This window comes from Ruminococcoides intestinihominis, assembly GCF_040096285.1.
GTDB classification, from domain to species: Bacteria; Bacillota; Clostridia; order Oscillospirales; family Acutalibacteraceae; genus Ruminococcoides; species Ruminococcoides intestinihominis.
Window position 1 is genome coordinate 44910 of record NZ_JBBMEY010000006.1, and the last position, 17901, is coordinate 62810.

General features: G+C 31.0%; 11 protein-coding genes. 1 reads left to right on the forward strand and 10 read right to left on the reverse strand.

The genetic code is table 11. The features are described 5' to 3' along the window. Positions 1–70: 70 nt before the first annotated feature. The gene (locus WMO18_RS02845; RefSeq protein WP_211148180.1) at positions 71–4513 is read right to left on the reverse strand and encodes a carbohydrate binding domain-containing protein; all 4443 of its coding nucleotides are present in this window, start codon (positions 4511–4513) and stop codon (positions 71–73) included. A 454-nt stretch (positions 4514–4967) separates the two neighbouring features. Here WMO18_RS02845 and ade point away from each other — a divergent pair, with 454 nt between their 5' ends. Continuing rightward, positions 4968–6695 (forward strand): adenine deaminase, encoded by a 1728-nt coding sequence (gene ade / locus WMO18_RS02850; RefSeq protein WP_211148181.1) that lies wholly within the window; start codon positions 4968–4970, stop codon positions 6693–6695. Between the two features lie 617 nt (positions 6696–7312). On the opposite strand, the gene WMO18_RS02855 is transcribed toward ade, so the two are convergent. From WMO18_RS02855 to WMO18_RS02895, 9 genes are all read right to left on the reverse strand, one after another. After that, positions 7313–8290, reverse strand: a complete 978-nt coding sequence (locus WMO18_RS02855) for a YARHG domain-containing protein (protein WP_367286295.1) — start codon at positions 8288–8290, stop codon at positions 7313–7315. 124 nt (positions 8291–8414) lie between these two features. Continuing rightward, positions 8415–9116 (reverse strand): metallophosphoesterase, encoded by a 702-nt coding sequence (locus WMO18_RS02860; protein ID WP_211148366.1) that lies wholly within the window; start codon positions 9114–9116, stop codon positions 8415–8417. Between the two features lie 92 nt (positions 9117–9208). Further along, positions 9209–11389, reverse strand: a complete 2181-nt coding sequence (locus WMO18_RS02865) for an Ig-like domain-containing protein (protein WP_211148365.1) — start codon at positions 11387–11389, stop codon at positions 9209–9211. Positions 11390–11404: 15 nt separating this feature from the next. Then, complete coding sequence (locus WMO18_RS02870) at positions 11405–12208, reverse strand: hypothetical protein (protein WP_211148364.1); 804 nt, start codon at positions 12206–12208, stop codon at positions 11405–11407. Between the two features lie 28 nt (positions 12209–12236). Beyond that, the gene (locus WMO18_RS02875; RefSeq protein ID WP_211148363.1) at positions 12237–13088 is read right to left on the reverse strand and encodes a hypothetical protein; all 852 of its coding nucleotides are present in this window, start codon (positions 13086–13088) and stop codon (positions 12237–12239) included. A gap of 144 nt (positions 13089–13232) precedes the next feature. Beyond that, positions 13233–14426: a WYL domain-containing protein gene (locus WMO18_RS02880; protein WP_367286296.1), complete on the reverse strand. Its 1194-nt coding sequence runs from the start codon at positions 14424–14426 to the stop codon at positions 13233–13235. 186 nt (positions 14427–14612) lie between these two features. After that, on the reverse strand, positions 14613–15287 hold the full coding sequence (locus WMO18_RS02885; protein ID WP_367286297.1) for a hypothetical protein: 675 nt from the start codon (positions 15285–15287) through the stop codon (positions 14613–14615). Positions 15288–15442: 155 nt separating this feature from the next. Beyond that, positions 15443–16297 (reverse strand): helix-turn-helix transcriptional regulator, encoded by an 855-nt coding sequence (locus WMO18_RS02890; RefSeq protein WP_367286298.1) that lies wholly within the window; start codon positions 16295–16297, stop codon positions 15443–15445. A gap of 196 nt (positions 16298–16493) precedes the next feature. After that, on the reverse strand, positions 16494–17804 hold the full coding sequence (locus WMO18_RS02895) for an MATE family efflux transporter (RefSeq protein WP_211148576.1): 1311 nt from the start codon (positions 17802–17804) through the stop codon (positions 16494–16496). Positions 17805–17901: the final 97 nt, after the last annotated feature.

The window sequence follows — 17901 nt, forward strand, 5'->3', positions numbered from 1 at the left end:
TGGCAATATAATCACCATCTGATTTCTTAATTGTATATATTCTGTTTTATATGAGGAATGTAAAAAAGTATTAGTCTGCAATCTTAGTCATATTACCATTTGAGAAAGTATATGTACCTTTTTCAAAATGATAGTTCTGACCGTTTCTGCTATCCCAACTACCGTTACCGTTGTTAAAGCAAACATTTGCATAAGTTGAAGTACCTAGGTCAATTGTATACTTATGAGTATAACCTGTCTTTTCGTTAGTTGAAGTCATTTTGTTACCAGGAGCATCAGTCCAAGAGCCATTACCTACCTGATAATGAATATATGGAGTTGAGTAACCCTTGTAGTAGATTGTTACTACATTTTCTGAAGCTTTGTCTACTGTAACTTCAATTGATCTGCCGGCAATATACTTACCATTGTGCTTAATTTGTAATAGCATTGTATATTTTCCTGCTTCCTTAGGTGTCCAGTTAGCAGTTCTGTCGCTATTTGTTGTAAGTGTTTCTGTCTTGTTATCTTTAGTTACCGTATAAGTATAATCGTGATATGTAACAAGTGATGATAGATTCTTAATATCAGCACTAAATTTAACTATATCATTTACTTTTACTGTACTACTGCTAATATTTAAATTATCAATACAAGCTTGAGCAACATAAATACTTTTTGTAACGGTTACTGTTGCACCGGTAGCGTCCTTAACTGTTACTTCATAGTTATAGTTACCAATATATTCAGGAATAACTGTAAAAGTATTCTTAGTTGAAAATGGCTGTAAAACAGTTCTTGTATTGTACTGGTTCATTGCAAATTCATACTGATATGGTGCTTTACCACCTGATACATTAACTGACATATTAACATTATCACAGAAAGGAACTGAACCTGTGTTTGAATTAATGTTAAATTGGTTTATCTTTAGAGGTTGTTTCTCTGCAACTGTAACAGTTTTTTCAGCCATTACATAATTAGTTGAGCCATAGCTTTCTTTTGAATAAACTCTAACCCTATAAGTACCGGATTTGTTAAACTGCCATAAACAACTACTGGCACCTGCATAGTCATAAATTGTAACTTCGTGATTGTTTGAATCTAAATATGTGAATTTACTTACAGCATTGGAAGTAGCATTTTTTAATTTAACTTTCATATCTATAAAATCACCAACAGTGATTTTTCCATCAGCCGGAGTAATATCAAATGATTCAATACCGAATTTATCATCTTCTACCGGAGTAATTACACCATTCTTAAACGTGTATGTACCCTTGTTGAAACGATAGTTTCTACCATTGTTGCTGTCCCAATTACCGTTGCCGTCATTGAAACATACATTTGCGTAATTCTTATCGCCAAGGTTAATTACGTACTTATGTGAATAACCGTCTTTTTCGTTAGTTGCAATCATTTTGTAACCCGGTGCGTTAGTCCAAGAACCATTTTCTACCTGATAGTGAATGTATGGAGAATAATAACCAACATAGTAAATTACAACTAGATTATCAGTTGTGTCTTTCTTATTAACAACATAGTTCACTGTCTTTGTTGCAGACTGACCGGACATATCACCCATATTACAAGTGATTGTATAATTACCGGCTTCAGTTGGTGTCCAATCTACTGAAGCATTGTATGGATCTTCCAGAGTTTCTACAACATTTCCATCTTTCTTAATCTCATATTTCAGATAATTATATCTGCCATACTTTGATTGAGAATATTCAATATCTGCCTTAATATTAATCTTTGTACCAACATACTGTGGAGAAGTTGGTGAAGTAACAATATTTTTGATTGTTAATGTATTTACCTTAATTGGCTTAAATGTTTTTGTTAGAGTCTTACCATCAGCATCTGTTACCTTAGCAAATACTGTGATATCACCACCCTTTTTTGCATAGAAGTAATAAGAAGAGTTAGTAGTTTTTTCTGTCTTTGTATTACCGTCTTGAGTGTAACCAAACTCATATGTATATGGAGTTTTACCACCAGATGCTGTAATATAGCAACTAACATAACCGTTTACACATGTTGAATCACTAGGTGACACTTCTGCATTATCGATTTTAAATTCTTTCTTTGGTGAAACTATAACAGTCTTTTCAGCCATTACATAATCTTTTGCATTATAACTTTCTTTTGAATAAACTCTAACTTTATAAGCACCGGCTTCACTAGTCTGCCATGAACAACCACTGACACTCGCATAGTCATAAATTGTATATTCTTTATTGTTTGAATCTAAATATGTGAATTTACTTACAGCACCGGAAGTAGCATTCTTTAGTTTAACCTTCATTTCTACTGAGTCACCAGCAGTAATGTTGCCATCTTCAGGAGTTAGATCAAATGACTCAATCTTAAGTTTCTTTTCTGCTACAAATACGGTCTTTTCAGCCATTACATAACTAGTTGAGCCATAGCTTTCTTTTGAATAAACTCTAACCCTATAAGTACCGGATTTGTTAAACTGCCATGAACAACCACTGACACTCGCATAGTCATAAATTGTATATTCTTTATTGTTTGAATCTAAATATGTGAATTTACTTACAGCACCGGAAGTAGCATTCTTAAGTGTTACTTTCATTGAAACATAATCACCTGCTTCAATTTTACCATCTGCCGGAGTAATATCGAATGACTTAATGCCAAAATTATTATCAACTTCAATTGGTGTAATTACACCATTTTTAAATGTATATGTGCCCTTTTTAAACTTATAGTTTTGACCGTTTTTACTATCCCAATTATTATTACCATCATTGAAACAAACATTAGCATAGTCTGATGTACCTAGGTCAATTGTATATGTATGTGTGTAACCATCAACTGTTGTATCAGGTGTCATTGCTTTACCCGGTACTGTAGTCCAGTTACCATCACCTACCTGATAATGGATATATGGTGATGAGTAACCTTTGTAGTAAATTGTTACTGCATTCTTATCAGGAGTAGTACCGCCACCATTTACAGTAATATCTTTTGAATTACCATTTAATTTTACTGTACCGTTTAAATCTGACTTATATGTTTTATTATTGTTATTATCTACAATCTTAACATCTGATACAGATAGTGTACTGTCATTATTATCTGTGTCCTGAAAACTAAATGTCCAAGTATAATCCTCTACATTATTAGAATTCAAGTTTTCAACTATACTGTTTAAATCGTATGTAAATGTACCCTTAGCTTCTGTTTTTGTACCATCAAAGGAGTAATCATTATTTACATAATAATTACTATATGTTTCAAATGGTTCAGCATAAGATGAATAAGTAACACCAGAGTTTTTGTTTTTAGCAGTAATTTTAATTTCTATATCATTACGGCTCTTTGAACTTAGTGTATATTCTAAATTAATATTTGAACAATCAGATACCGGCTTTACAGATATTCTTGCTATATCATTAATACAATTAGCTCTTACTCTATTTGATAAAACTGTACTATTATTTACTGATGAAGTTCTATTGATTGAATCATAAGAAATCCAAATATATCCGTTATTCATCCAATCATCACCCCAAGAGTTTGCTACCTTGAAAGCACCCTTTTCGCCTTCTTGTACCTTACCATCTTCATTAATATCATACCAAATGTCATCATCATAACCAACAATAGTCATACGATGACCACCTCTTGTTGACACAAGATAAGGTACTATATACTGTCCGGCATACTTTGTATTTTCCGGTACTTGACTATTCTTTTGAATTATTCCATAAGTAAATCCGTATGATGCATGTGTTGAAAAAGTAAGTACTTCCCCATTAATAAGTGCAGTCTTAACTGTGTCTAGATTGCTACTTTTAGAATTTGTAATAGGTGTTTCACCATCACCTGTTGAAATATAACTATAACTACTTAACTTATATTTCTGTGCTTCGTCAAAAGCCTCTTTTGTAACTGTCCATTTTGCAGGATCTGTAATATTGGGTGAATTTTTAATTGTAGGTGCACCAATATTTCTTAAAACACTATATGTAGCACTATCATATGAACCAATATCATCACTAAAGTTAGTGAAATTATATGTCCATAAAGGTGAAAAGCTATTTTCATAAGTAGCAGTTCTGTTAAGTTTTTTATTTTGAGTATAACTAAACTGATAGTATGTTTCTGCCCATGCAACACAAGAACCTACACTGCCTTGGCTCTTAATTGGTGGGAAATACTTACTTTGGCTATTATCCACCTTTGAAGGTAAATCACTGTCACCATCAAGTGCCTGAGCCTTAGCTTTAGCCTTTGTTGTACCTTCTTCCTTAGCAACAATTGAATAATACTGATTTTCGCTACTAATTGTAGGAGCATTATCATCATCACTTTTACCTAGGTCACCTGTACCGAACTTTTGACCATCAACATCAACTACTGTTGAATTTTTGTTGACATCTGTAGCTTGTGTATTATTTGTTTTATTTTCAGTTGCAAATGCAGTTAGAACTGAAAAACTTGACACTGTCATCAATACACATAACAATACAGATAACGCTTTCATTGTTTGTTTTCTCAATTTTCTTCCTCCCATTTGTAGCTTTTGCTACATTTTAGAATTTGTTTTTATACAAATTTCACAATCAATTATAGTACGTTTTCGAACTTTTTACAACTAAAATTGAGCAAAAATAAACTTTTCTATAATAAACACTATATTTATTTCAATTCACTTATAGATTTATGTACATTTTTATTTTGCAATCTTTTATTTATCAAAAAGTTGTACAAAACATTTCCATATTGTTTGTTTTAAATATCAATATATCATAATTAAAATATAGATATGTCGAATAGTATATATGTCCAACTAATTTATTTAGTAATAAATTTGCTAAAAATATACAATCACTATAAATACCGTACAGAAAAAAACATAAATATAAACTTTATTTAATGTAAAAGTACTTTAATTATACAAGGTACAATGATATAATTAATTTAAAGATTTATCTTTGAAAGGTGGTGCTATTATGGCAGAAACATATGAACAAAAGATTGAAAGAAAATTGAAAGTTAAGCAACAAGTTATTGCAGTTGCATCCGGCAGAGAAAAAGCTGACCTTGTACTGAAAAATGCAACATATCTAAATGTATTTTCTAATGAATTTTTAGTAGGTGACATTGCAGTTTCTAACGGTCTAATTGCCGGTATTGGAAAATATAACGGTAAAGTTGAAGTTGATGTTAGGGGCAAAATTGTATTACCCGGATTTATTGATGCACATATTCACCTAGAAAGCTCAATGGTATCTCCTACCGAATTTGCAAAGGCTGTTATCTCTCACGGTACAACTACTGTTATTACTGACCCACATGAAATTGCAAATGTTATGGGAACTGATGGCATTGAATATATGATTGAGGCTACAAGTAATTTGCCTTTAGATTTTCACTTTATGTTGCCGTCTTGTGTACCGGCTACTGAAATTGATGAAAGTGGTGCAGTTCTTGAATACAATGACATTGATAAATATTTTGAACACAAAAAAGTTCTTGGTCTTGCTGAAATGATGAACTATGTTGGTGTTATAAATGGTGACAGTAAAGTAGTTTCAAAGATTATTACATCTCAAGCACACCACAAAAAAATTGATGGTCATGCACCTGAGCTTTCCGGTAATGACCTTAATGCATATATTTCAGCAGGTGTATATTCTGACCATGAATGTTCAACCTTTGAAAATGCTCTTGAGAAATTACAAAAAGGTCAATTCATTATGATTAGAGAAGGTACTGCTGCTCACAACCTAAAAGCACTAATGCCTTTACTTAATAACAAATACTATGCAAGGTGTATGTTTGCTACTGATGACAAGCACCCAAATGATTTATTATATGGTGGCCACATTGACTACATAGTTAAAGAGGCAATCAGAAATGGTGCTAATCCTATTATTGCACTAAAGGTTGCAACCCATCATGCAGCAAGATACTTTTTACTTAACAATAAAGGTGCTATTGCCTCAGGTTACTTAGCTGATATAGTAGTGGTAAACAACATTAGGGACTTTGACATTCAGCAAGTTTATAAAAGAGGTAAACTAGTATTTGACGGTAAAAAGGTTATTGACTTCCCTACTCCTACTATTGAAAGTAGATTAGTAGAGAAATGCCACAAAACTTTCCACCTTGACAAAGTTACACCTGAAAGTTTTGATATTAAAGGTGATTTAGGATTGATAGGTTTAATCAGTGGTGAACTGCTAACAAAAAATCTCGGTACTGCTAACCATATTGATGTTGAAAATGATATACTAAAAATTGCTTGTGTTGAACGACACAAAAACACAAACCACATTGGCGTAGGATATGTTAAGGGTTATTCCTTAAAGTCAGGTGCAGTTGCTACTTCTATTGCTCACGACTCACACAACATTATTACAGTAGGTTGTAGTGACTCTGATATTGCAATTGCAGTTAACGCAATTAAGGATAATAACGGTGGTATTGTTGTGGTTGAAAATGGTGAAATCAAAGCATTACTGGAATTACCTATTGCCGGTTTAATGTCGGAAGAACCATTAAAAGTAGTTAATGATAAACTTGAAAAAGCAAAAGCCTCTGCTTATAGCTTAGGTGTTAGCAAAAATATTGACCCGTTTATGACACTTTCATTTATCAGCTTACCTGTTATCCCATCACTTAGAATCACTACTAAAGGTGTTTTTGATGTTGATAAATGGAAAATTGTTGAATAAAAAAATTAATATAATATACAAAATAGTCACTACAAATTGTAGTGGCTATTTTTTAGTATTAACTAGGAATAATGATTATTACTTTAAAAGCTGACACTACACAATGTAATGTCAGCTTTTGTATATGGTAAATTAATCATCATACAATATTTATAAACTTATAATATGCATATTAGGTAATATATTTTATGCAAGAATTGCGTAAAAATATCAAAAGTAATATGCAACTTTTGCGTATATTATTTTAAAACTTTACGCAATAATTGCATAAAACAGTTGCATATCAATAAAATACGATATTCCGGGAATTTTAGAAATTCTACATAATAATATAAAAAGTTAATTTTACATAAGCAAAAGCTGGCACTATAAAAAGTGTCAGCTTTTGTTTTAGGGGTTATTACATTGTGGAAAATAATATATAAAACAAATTTATAAAACAAGTCTTAATATAACTTAATCAACTTCATTGGAATACACCTTTTCTTAAATGAAATTCAAAATGTAAAACTAATCTAATATGACTAATTTACTTTCATCAATCATTTTAGCAATCAGTAATTAAATCACTGAGTCTGTGAAAATTTACAAATGCCTTATTTTTATTACATATATGATTATCTATATCCTTTTTCTTTCATATAATTAACGATAGTATCTACATTATGTCTTTCGTAATCGTTAAATTGTGAGTCATCAAAATGACCGGGATTTATTGAAGGTACATACCAATCCTTAGAATTAAAATACTGCTGAATACTTGTGGTATTAAACATTAAACCATATCTTGCATAAATCTCATTTAATGCAAGAGTTAATTCTTCCTTACTCATATTTTCAATTTCACTTTCTGAAATATATTCAGTATCTGAGTCAGGAAGTATATAATCACCATTATAATAAGTATCTTCATCCGAACCTAATGAAACATACAGTGTAACCATTTCACCATCTCTAACTGTTTCACCACTAGGAATACTTTGGCTAGATACAACACCTTCAGAATATATGTTATTATTTTCCTCCTCATATCTAATAGAAATATTTTGTTGTCTTAAAATTCTACTAGCCTCTTCTTTCCTCAATCCAACAACATTTGGCATTATCTTTGATACTGTTGCCTCTGTTGTAGGTTCTGTTGTTTGAGTTGTAGTAGTTATAGCAGTTGTTTCGGTAACAGTTGATGTTACTGTTTCCGATGCAGAGGTATCGGAATTACTGTCTTTGTCATTAAAGAAAATTAGAAATACGCAAACACATATTGCTATAACAGCTATAGCACTAACCACAATAACTGTGATTAACAAGTTTTTATTGTTTTTAGGTGGTTTAGGATAATTATTCTGTGGATTTTCATATGATACATTTTTATTAAAATCATCATAATAATCGAAGCTTGAATTATCCTCTAAATTTGACTTGTTAATAGTTCCGTAATTCATATCACTATCAAAGCCCAAATCCTTATCCAGCTCAAATTTTGCATTATCAGCTTGATTATTCTCTACACCGGTATTATCCTTTAGCTTGTTTCCACAACCTTCACAAAAATATGCATTATCATCATTTTCAAAACCGCATTTTGGACACTTCATAACAATTTACCTCCCATTCGTATAATAAAATTATACATAATTCTAACATTTTATTCAAGTATATACATAATAATTATCTCAAATTACAATATTAGTAAAGTTTTTAAAATTATTATAGAAAAATTTATCTGGAATAAAATTCTTCCATAGTTTCAAGGCAAATACCGGCTAATTTGCCTTTAGGAGAAAAAGCACCACAATCAAGTGCAATATGATTATTGCCGATAAAAATATAACCGGGCAAGGTATTTTCTTTTATACGCTGAGTAGGTGTATGACCGGTTACTAAAATCTTGTTACTGAAATATTTTTTGCTATAGTCAGGTCTATCCCAAACTAATTCTTCTAATGAATAATCGGCAATAGATTTTTCAACTGAAAAATTTCCTAGTCCTCCATGTACCAACAAATAATCAACACTGTTAATATTCAGTTCAACATAAGGCTTAAACTTTTCTACATAATCCAAAATCTTATTTCTTTCATCTAAAGACAATTCAGAAAGTTCACATAATGTAGACTCGGCACCATTATTAAGCCAATCTAAAATATCAAAACAATTGTTTTCTATAAATTCCGTAGAAAGATTATCTAGATTATATATCATATCTCTATTATTCAGCATCATTAACTCATGATTTCCCATAAGACAAGTACAATTAGGCAAACCCATAAGCAACTGCAATGATTTGATAGGATGTTCACCTTTATCCACAACATCACCCATTACATATAGCCAATCCTTAGAAGAAAAATCCATTGAATTTAATAATTCTAAAAGCTGATTAAATTCTCCGTGAATATCTCCGATAACATATGTACTCATTTAATCCCACCTTTTTAAATTAATTTTAGAGAGTATTGAATCCCTTGCAAAACAAGGGATTCAACACAATTTCAGATATTATTTTTATAGATTTATTTTACTACAATTTTACACTTTGCTGACTTTTTACTACCATCTTTTGCAGTAGCTGTAATATAGCAAGTGCCTTTTTTCTTTGCAATTACTTTACCTTTTCTATTAACTGTTGCAATTTTTGTATTTGAGGATTTCCAAGAAACTGCCTTATTATTTGCATTTTTTGGATAAACAGTAGCTTTTAGTGTAACTGTTTTCTGTTTAGCCTTGCCCTTTACTTTTAGGTTAGCTGACTTTCTGTTTAATTTAACAGATGTTACAGGTTGCTTTACTGTTACCTTTACAGTAGCGTATTTATTGCTACCATCAAGTGCCATTACTTTAATTGTTGCTTTACCTCTGCCCTTTGCAGTGATTTTACCACTTTGGTTTACTGTTGCTACTTTAGCATTAGAAGTTGTCCACTTTAATTTTTTATTTGTTGCATTAGTTGGACTAACCTTAACTTTAACAGTTGTACTTCTACCATTTAATAAAGCAACTGATTTCTTACCTACTTCAACTTTAGTAACCTTCTTTACTGTTGGCTTTGTAGTGGTAGGTTCAGTTTTTGATTTAACATTAACAATAAAACTCTTTCTATAGTTATGATATGATACTGTTACAATTTTCTTACCTGCTGTAGAAAAATCATAATTTAAATAATAATCTTTTGTTTCTTCTAAAGAATCATCTGCATATTGAATGAAAACTTCAATATCTGATGAATCAATCTCATCACCTACATAATAATCGGTTCTGTCAGGTGATAATGAAACTAAAATTTCATCAATATCTTTTGGTTCAACATAAACCATAAAATGTCCTTTTTGACCTCTACAAGTAACCACAATAATTTTCTCACCGACAGTAGAAAAATCATAGTCACCTATTGAGTAATCATAAACATTGCCAAATGTACCATCTGCATAATCAGCTATTACATCCATACCTGTAAGGTCCAGTTCTTCACCTACAACATAAGTTAATTTTTCAGGTGGATAAACAGTTATTCTCTTAATTTGTTTTGACAATATAGTAATTTCAAATGTATCAGTAAAACCACCATACTTAATAGTTACAGTGTTCTTTCCCACTTCATATCTAGGTTCTGCTACAATATAACCATCATGATTATCTTCATCATAAAAAGCACTATTAAGTACAACTTTACGATTACCACTATATATAGCCACAACTTCTATTCCCTTTGTAATTATATCAGCGTCAAGTTCTTCGCCCTCATAATATGTAGTTATGCTAGGTAATTTAGTGATTTTTATACCTAGTAACACACTTTTTACTTCTACTGTACAATAAGTACATAAAGGTGTAGCTTCCCCCGGATTTTGTACTGAAATCTTGATTTTAGCTGTGCCTTCATCAACACCATATACTGTACCATTATCTTCAACGGTAGCAACATTAGTGTCGCTTGAACTCCAAGTAATTTTGGCATCAGGAGACAAATTTTCAAAAGTGGCATTTAGTTGGATTGAGTCACCTATATTAACTGTATCTTTTCTTTTATTAAGTTTAACATTAACATCTTTAGTTTCATATACAGAACCTTTTTCTGCATCCCATTTACCATCACTATGCAAGTAGTACCATTCACCACGATAAACTTTAGAACCTGATAATTCATACTCAATATCATCAGAAACATAAATCATATTATCCATTGAATCAAGTCCATCCGGATAAATCATAGTTTCACCGGGATCATAACCTTGTAAGTTAATTGCATTTGTCTGACAAGCTTTGCCATAATTTGGTGGTAATTCATCATCCTCAGATTTTTGTCCTAGGTCTATACCATTATTAAATAGAATTGAAGTTATATTTTCATCAATATCAATATAGTAAACTTTTGAACCATCATCAGTATTAATAGTAGTCGGTCTCATTTCATAGGAATTTTGCCAATCAGCACATCTATCTTCACCATCCCACCAATATGCACAAGCAGTTGCATTGCTAAATGTACACCATTCTTTTGGCATAGCAAAATAATATCTTTTAGATTTATTCTTTATAGGTCCTGTATAAGTTCCCCCTAAATTAGTAACATACTTTGTTTCTGTGTTTTCAGTAGAATTACTACTTGTTTCTAAAGCTGAAGCTACCGGTAAAGTTGAGAAAACTGTAACTACCATAGCAACAGAAAAAAGAATTGATATTAATTTTTTACTCATATTGTTCTCTCCTTTTTAAATATATTCACAATAAAAAGCATATTCGTTTTGAAATTCAAACCATAGTCCGTATTTTCGGAAAATATCATCTAATTCATTATAAATTAAACCAGCTAATGCACGACTAACTTCTTCAGTCTCTTTAAAAGTGCTCTCACTAATTCCAAACCTTTTAATACAATAAAACACTTTATTATGTAACCATTCTTTCCATGAGGATTCACCGGATTTCCAATCCTTTGGATCACACCAATCAGTAAGCTCAAGGTATTCATCATAAGACTGAAATTGCTCATCACCAAACTGAGGAAGATACCTTTCTACATAATCTTCGTAATCTATAGGATCATTTTCATTATAAGGACCTAATTGACAAAGATAATATATGTCCTCTAGATGGTTTTCAAAGAATTCTTTTTCTGCATCAGAAAGTTTAGTATTAGGTTTTAGTTCACCGGCAAATTGTCCTTGGTATATTGTAGTAGAGAGAGAATCTTCAAATTCCATATTAAAAATTTTGTTATCACCAAACAAGGGCTCAAAACAAATTTCAGTTTCAAAATTCCAGTTATACTTAGTACGGAAATAAGTGATACTTTGTGGATCAAAATTATCCTTAAAATAGACATTCTTTAGTCCACGAAAATCAATCAATTCACTGCCCTCTTTTTTACAGGATGAATATCTTTTGTTATTTACATAGATACAAACATCACTATCTTCTCTATAAAAATTACCATCCCATAAGCCCCACTTTTGAAGGAACTCAATAACTTCAAATGTTAAATCTTCAAGTTGCTTTTCAGTTAATTTAGCCATACTTATTTCCTCCTATGATTTGATTTTCTTATAAACTTTCTACGAACTGCTGTAAGTCAGCAACCATTTTTTGACCTCTGTCAATAATGATTTGTTTTGTCAACTTAACCCTTTCTGTCAATGTATCTGTATCAAGTGACTTTAACTTTGACTTACCGAAATCGACTGTACCGTTCTCATTTCTAACAACATTTTCATAATAAGATTCAAGATAAAAATCATCAAAGTTATCTTCATAGATTTTTACCCAACTGTCATACATATCATTATCAGCTACTCTTTGTAAAAACAAATCCATTCTGTCGAACTTTTCCCATGTTCTTATGTATCTGCTTGCCTTTGAATATGTATCACCGGCATTTACACCCTTAGGTCCAAGTACAAAGTTACCTATAGCATGATTAAGCTTTGCAAATTTTTCAAATTCTTCAAGAAGTTCATCATTGTGATTCTTTAGAGTAAATTCATCTCTATGGGCAAAGATATTCTCATATTCTTGAGAAAAACTACCTGTAATGTTATGCTTGTCACACAACTCATTGTAATTAGGGATACAAGTCATTAGGCTACCTTTATATACTGATATAAAGGAATTTGCAGTATCGGTATCAAAAATTTCACCATTTTCAAGGTGGATACTTCTTCCTTCATAACCCTCCACTTTGTGACCTTTTGACATAAGCAACAGGCACATAATTGACATTGTAAGTTCACAAGCATCAGGATCATCAACTTTAGTACTTCTTCTCTTAAACACCAATTCTCTTTCAAGAGGATCGTCAATATCCTTTAAACATTGGTTAAGAGTTTTGAAGTCATACTCATAAGGTGTTTCTTCTGCTAAAAATTCTCTTACTAGTTCTACATTAGGTTGTTTCATAATCAAATACCTCATTTCTTAAAACATTAAAACTTACTAATCTTTAAAAAGTTTGCTATTCACATCCTTTAATATATATTATACTCCTATGGATTGCCCCATATGGTCAATCCATATAAATATCTTAAAAATAATAGAAAATAATCAAAATTCATCAATATATTTTCTGACAAGTTCCTTAATTGTATCTACAATCATTTCTCTCACAAACTCAGGTTCAACAACCTCTACCTTATCACTATACTGTAATGCTAAATCTACCATTACATATGGACTACACTTAACCTCTACAACATCTTTGTATGGTGGAAATTTTTCTGTATAAAGATACTTAAACTCCTTACCAAACCTATCATACATAAAGGTATAGTCTGTATTCTTAAAGTCTGTTGATGAATTTTTATTGCTTATTTTCAGTTGAATTTTTGTAGGCTTATCCAAAGTCACATTTTCATAAAAATTAGAAAATAGTATTGAAAAATCTTGAGTGAAATTTTCCACCTTACTTTTATCAATAGAGGGAATTCCACCTGATTGATATTTTTCATTAGGCAAAGGAATTTCCACTTCAGTTAATAAGTCAATTCTCCATACAGTTAACTTTCTTATTTTCACCAGATTTTCCACTACTTCTTTACAAGCAACAAGAAAATACTTTCCCTCATTAACAACAAAATAATATGGACTGACTGTTACCTTGTTTTTTGACTTTGGAACTAATACTTTGTCATGATTATACTGATTATATATAAAGCTGATTTGAACATTTCTGTCAATGGCATTTTGGATAGTAAGTAGATTTTCCCTCAGTAATTTTTGATTTTCATTTGAAATTTCTTTTACCTTGCATATAATTTTGTGGTTCTTCTTGTAATACTTTGAAGTTAAATTTTCTTCAATTTTTTTAATAAGTATATCGGCAGTGGCTGAGTCAATGGTCTTTGAAAAAAATATAGCCTCTATAATGTAATTGATTTCTTCATATGTAAAAATAGGGTTATAGTACAATCCCCTTATTCTCATTTTACTTGTTAAAGTTTCAACATCACTTTCTTCTTTTTCAAGAGCTTTGCTACCATAGTTCTTCGTGAAGTCGTTAAACACTATTCTCCAGTCTTTTTCAGGTTTAATACCATATTCATCAAAGTTCATTGCCATTGCAAGCTTAGTTATAGTATCATTATATGTTTCCTTATCTCCCACATACTTCTCTATTTCAAAATTCTCCCTCAAATCCTTTTGCATTATTGTGTGGTCTTTGTCAGAATTTTTCTTTAGGTATTGCAACAGTTTATATGCTCTTTCGATTTTAGATATTCTACCACCATTTCTTTTCAACAAACTACTCTCCTATCTTATATACTTCTAATAGTATTATGACATATTTAAAAGCGACTTTTTTCTACTTAAAGGATGGAAAATTTTACAAATAAAGATTTTAGCAAGTGGCTAAATCGGACTTTTTCGATTATAGGTGTGTTAAACTACACATTTCTTTTATTTTCTCTAAATAATTTTAATCTCCTATTCACCATTTTTTGATAAACAAAGATAGGCAAAATTTTCTTCATCTTTTGAATAAAATTCCTCCTTATTATCAAGACAAATTGCCGATAACCTACCATTAGTAGAAAAAGCATCACAATTCAGTTTTATGTGAATACTGTCTTTATAAATGCAGTTAGGTCTGGGATTTTCCTTTATAAATAGTGTTGGTCTATGTGCTGCCACTTGTATTTTATTTTTCAAAGGTCTGTCAATTTCTGCATTTGAAAGTATGTAGTCCTGTCCGTTAACATTTATTTCAACTGATGTTTTCATTGTTTTTATATAATCGAACATTTCTTTCTTGTTATTCTCCGGTAATTTTACAATCTCATCAAAAGTGTCATCACCAAATATGCGTATAAATTCAAGCAATGATAACAAATTATTTCTAAATATATCTTTAGACTCTCTATTTAATTTTTCTAAAGTTTTTCTGTTTTGTAGCATTATAAATTCCTGTGTGCCCATAATACAACCACAGTTAGGCATTTTCATAAAGAACTGCAATGCTTTTAATGAGCCTTTCCTATAACCTATAGTATCCCCCAGAATATATAATTTGTCCTTTATTCCTAAGTTCATTTTCTCAAGTAAAGTTATAAGTTCCTGATATTTACCGTTTATATTTCCTATTACGTAAGTTTTACCCATAACCATCACCTTCTCTATCTCTATTATAAATCAAAATTATTGTTAATATAAGTAACAATTTACAACAATATAAAGATTTAATTTATTATATATTGTTGTAAATATCAACATTGCAAAATAACAAACAGTTAGTTGACAAAAGTAAAAACACCGGCTCAATTTCTTGAACCGGTAGCCTTTTTCTTTAAATTTTCTCTAATCTTATTTGACTCTTTTTCAATAACATCTTTAATAAACAGAGACATTATACCTTGCAGTCTAAACTCTGAATTTTCTACTTTCTTTTTAGCATCAAAATGGTCATATCCAACATCAGAGATAAAATTAATTATTAAATCATACTTTTCTAATTTGGGCAAGGCAGAAAAGTCATCACACTGATTATAAACACAATTTTTTCCTTCCTCTAAAAATTTTCTCTCAATATACTTTTCCGGATTGAATTTGTTAGATGAAATTTTAGTAAGCAAAAATTTTCTAAAATTTTCTTTAGATACTTCCATAGGAAATTCAGAAAAATAATATTCATCAAAGAACTGCTTTAGCTTTTTACAATAACTCTCCGTAAAAACAGTTGTAATTGCGTCATCAACCACACTGTAAGCAGTTAACTGATTGATACGGTTTACAAAACTATCAAATGAGTCGTTATTAATCAAACAATCCAACATATCACCATAGTTACTATTGTCCTTTAAAATTTCAACACTTTTTTCTGAGATATGGAGTAAATCAGCAACCTCCTTTATCTCTTTAGACTTAACTGAATTAACCTCAAAGAAATAGTTAACATCACAGTTATACATATTGCAAATATTAATTAGATAATCATACTTAGGTACAGTTTGGTTTTTATCTGTTTCCCATGTAGCAACTGTTGTTCTTGAAATTTCAATACCACCCATTTTCGCAGAAAGCTTCTTTGCAAAAGTTTCTTGGGTATCTTTATTCTCTTTTCTTAATTTCACTAATTTGCTTTTTATTTTCTTCTCATCAAAAGTATAAACCATATGGACCTCCTAAATAACAAAATGATTATCATTTCTTAAGAAAATTATAGAACTAATTTTTAAACAAGTCAATATTTAAAACAAAATCAATGGATAATACTATTAATTTTTCATTATTATGTTTATAATTTCAACATTACATGAAGTAAAAAACTCTCTTTTTATTTTCACAAAGAGAGTTACATATTAAATATATTCACTTTTGGTAATGGAAAGGCAAATAAAATACTGCACCAACTACGCTGGTTATGATTTCTGTTACAGGGAATGTTAGCCAAAAGAAATTCAGACCAAACCTTGAGAAAATATATCCCAATGGTACAAACAAAACAACTGTTCGTATTACTGTTAAAGCTGAACTTTTCAGGCTCTTTCCTATTGCTTGGAAAAACACAGGGAAAATCAGCGAAGTTACCATAGGCAAAAAGCTAACTCCAACAAATCGAAAACCATAACTACCGATTTCAATTACCTTAGCATCTGATGTAAAGACACTTAGCATTTGGGATGGTAAAATCAAAAAGCAAAGTGTACCTAAACCCATTAACACTAAGCCAAAAAGTACTGATGTTTTTAGTGTATTTTTGCAACGGTTTAATTTTCCGGATGCATAGTTATAACTGATAATTGGCACAATACAAGTTTGCATTGCACCTAATGGAATGAAGAAAAATGTTTGCCACTTATAGTACAAACCTAAGGCAGTAACTGCCTCATCGGAAAATCCACCTAATATTAAATTCAGTCCTAATATGTAAAATGTATATGCTGATTGCATTAAAATATTTGGTAGTCCTAAACGGAAAATTCTTCCAATACATAAATTATATACTGAAAGTTCAGGTGGCCTACGAAAGCCCTTTTTCATAACCACTAAACCGGCAACAACCTGTCCCACTACTGTTGCAATAGCAGCACCGGCAATGCCCATTTCAGGAATACCAAACATACCAAAAATCAATATAGGGTCAAGGATAATATTTGTAATAGCACCTAATATTTGTGCAATCATAGGTGTTTTCATATCACCCTCAGACTGCAAAACCTTTGTCCATATACTTTCCAAAAACAAACCAAAGCTAAACACACAAACTATCCTACCATACACAACCACATCGTGAATTACTACTGATGAACTAGTTGACATTTTAGCATAAAAAGGCATTATGAACCAACATACCAAAGCAAAAATAAACCACAAAACTACTGCCAAAGGTGTACCGACACCGGCATATTTATTTGCTGATTTATAATCTTCAACACCTAATTTTGCTGCCATATTTGTGTTTATTCCTACACCCGTACCTACTGCCAATGCAATCATAAGTAACTGTATAGGATAAATTATAGATAAAGCAGTTAGTCCTGATGCTGAATATTTACCTACAAAAAAGCTATCCATAATGTTATAAAGTGCTTGTATAAGTTGTGCTAACATTACCGGTGGTGCTAATCTTAGCAATAGTCTGCTTATTTTCTCAGTACCAAATGCAGTTCTATTTTCCATTACAATTCCCCTACCCTCTAAATTCTTCACCAAAACCACCCATAAATCCTTTATTATAAACCATCTATAGAATACTCTTTAGGAAAATATTTTGCAA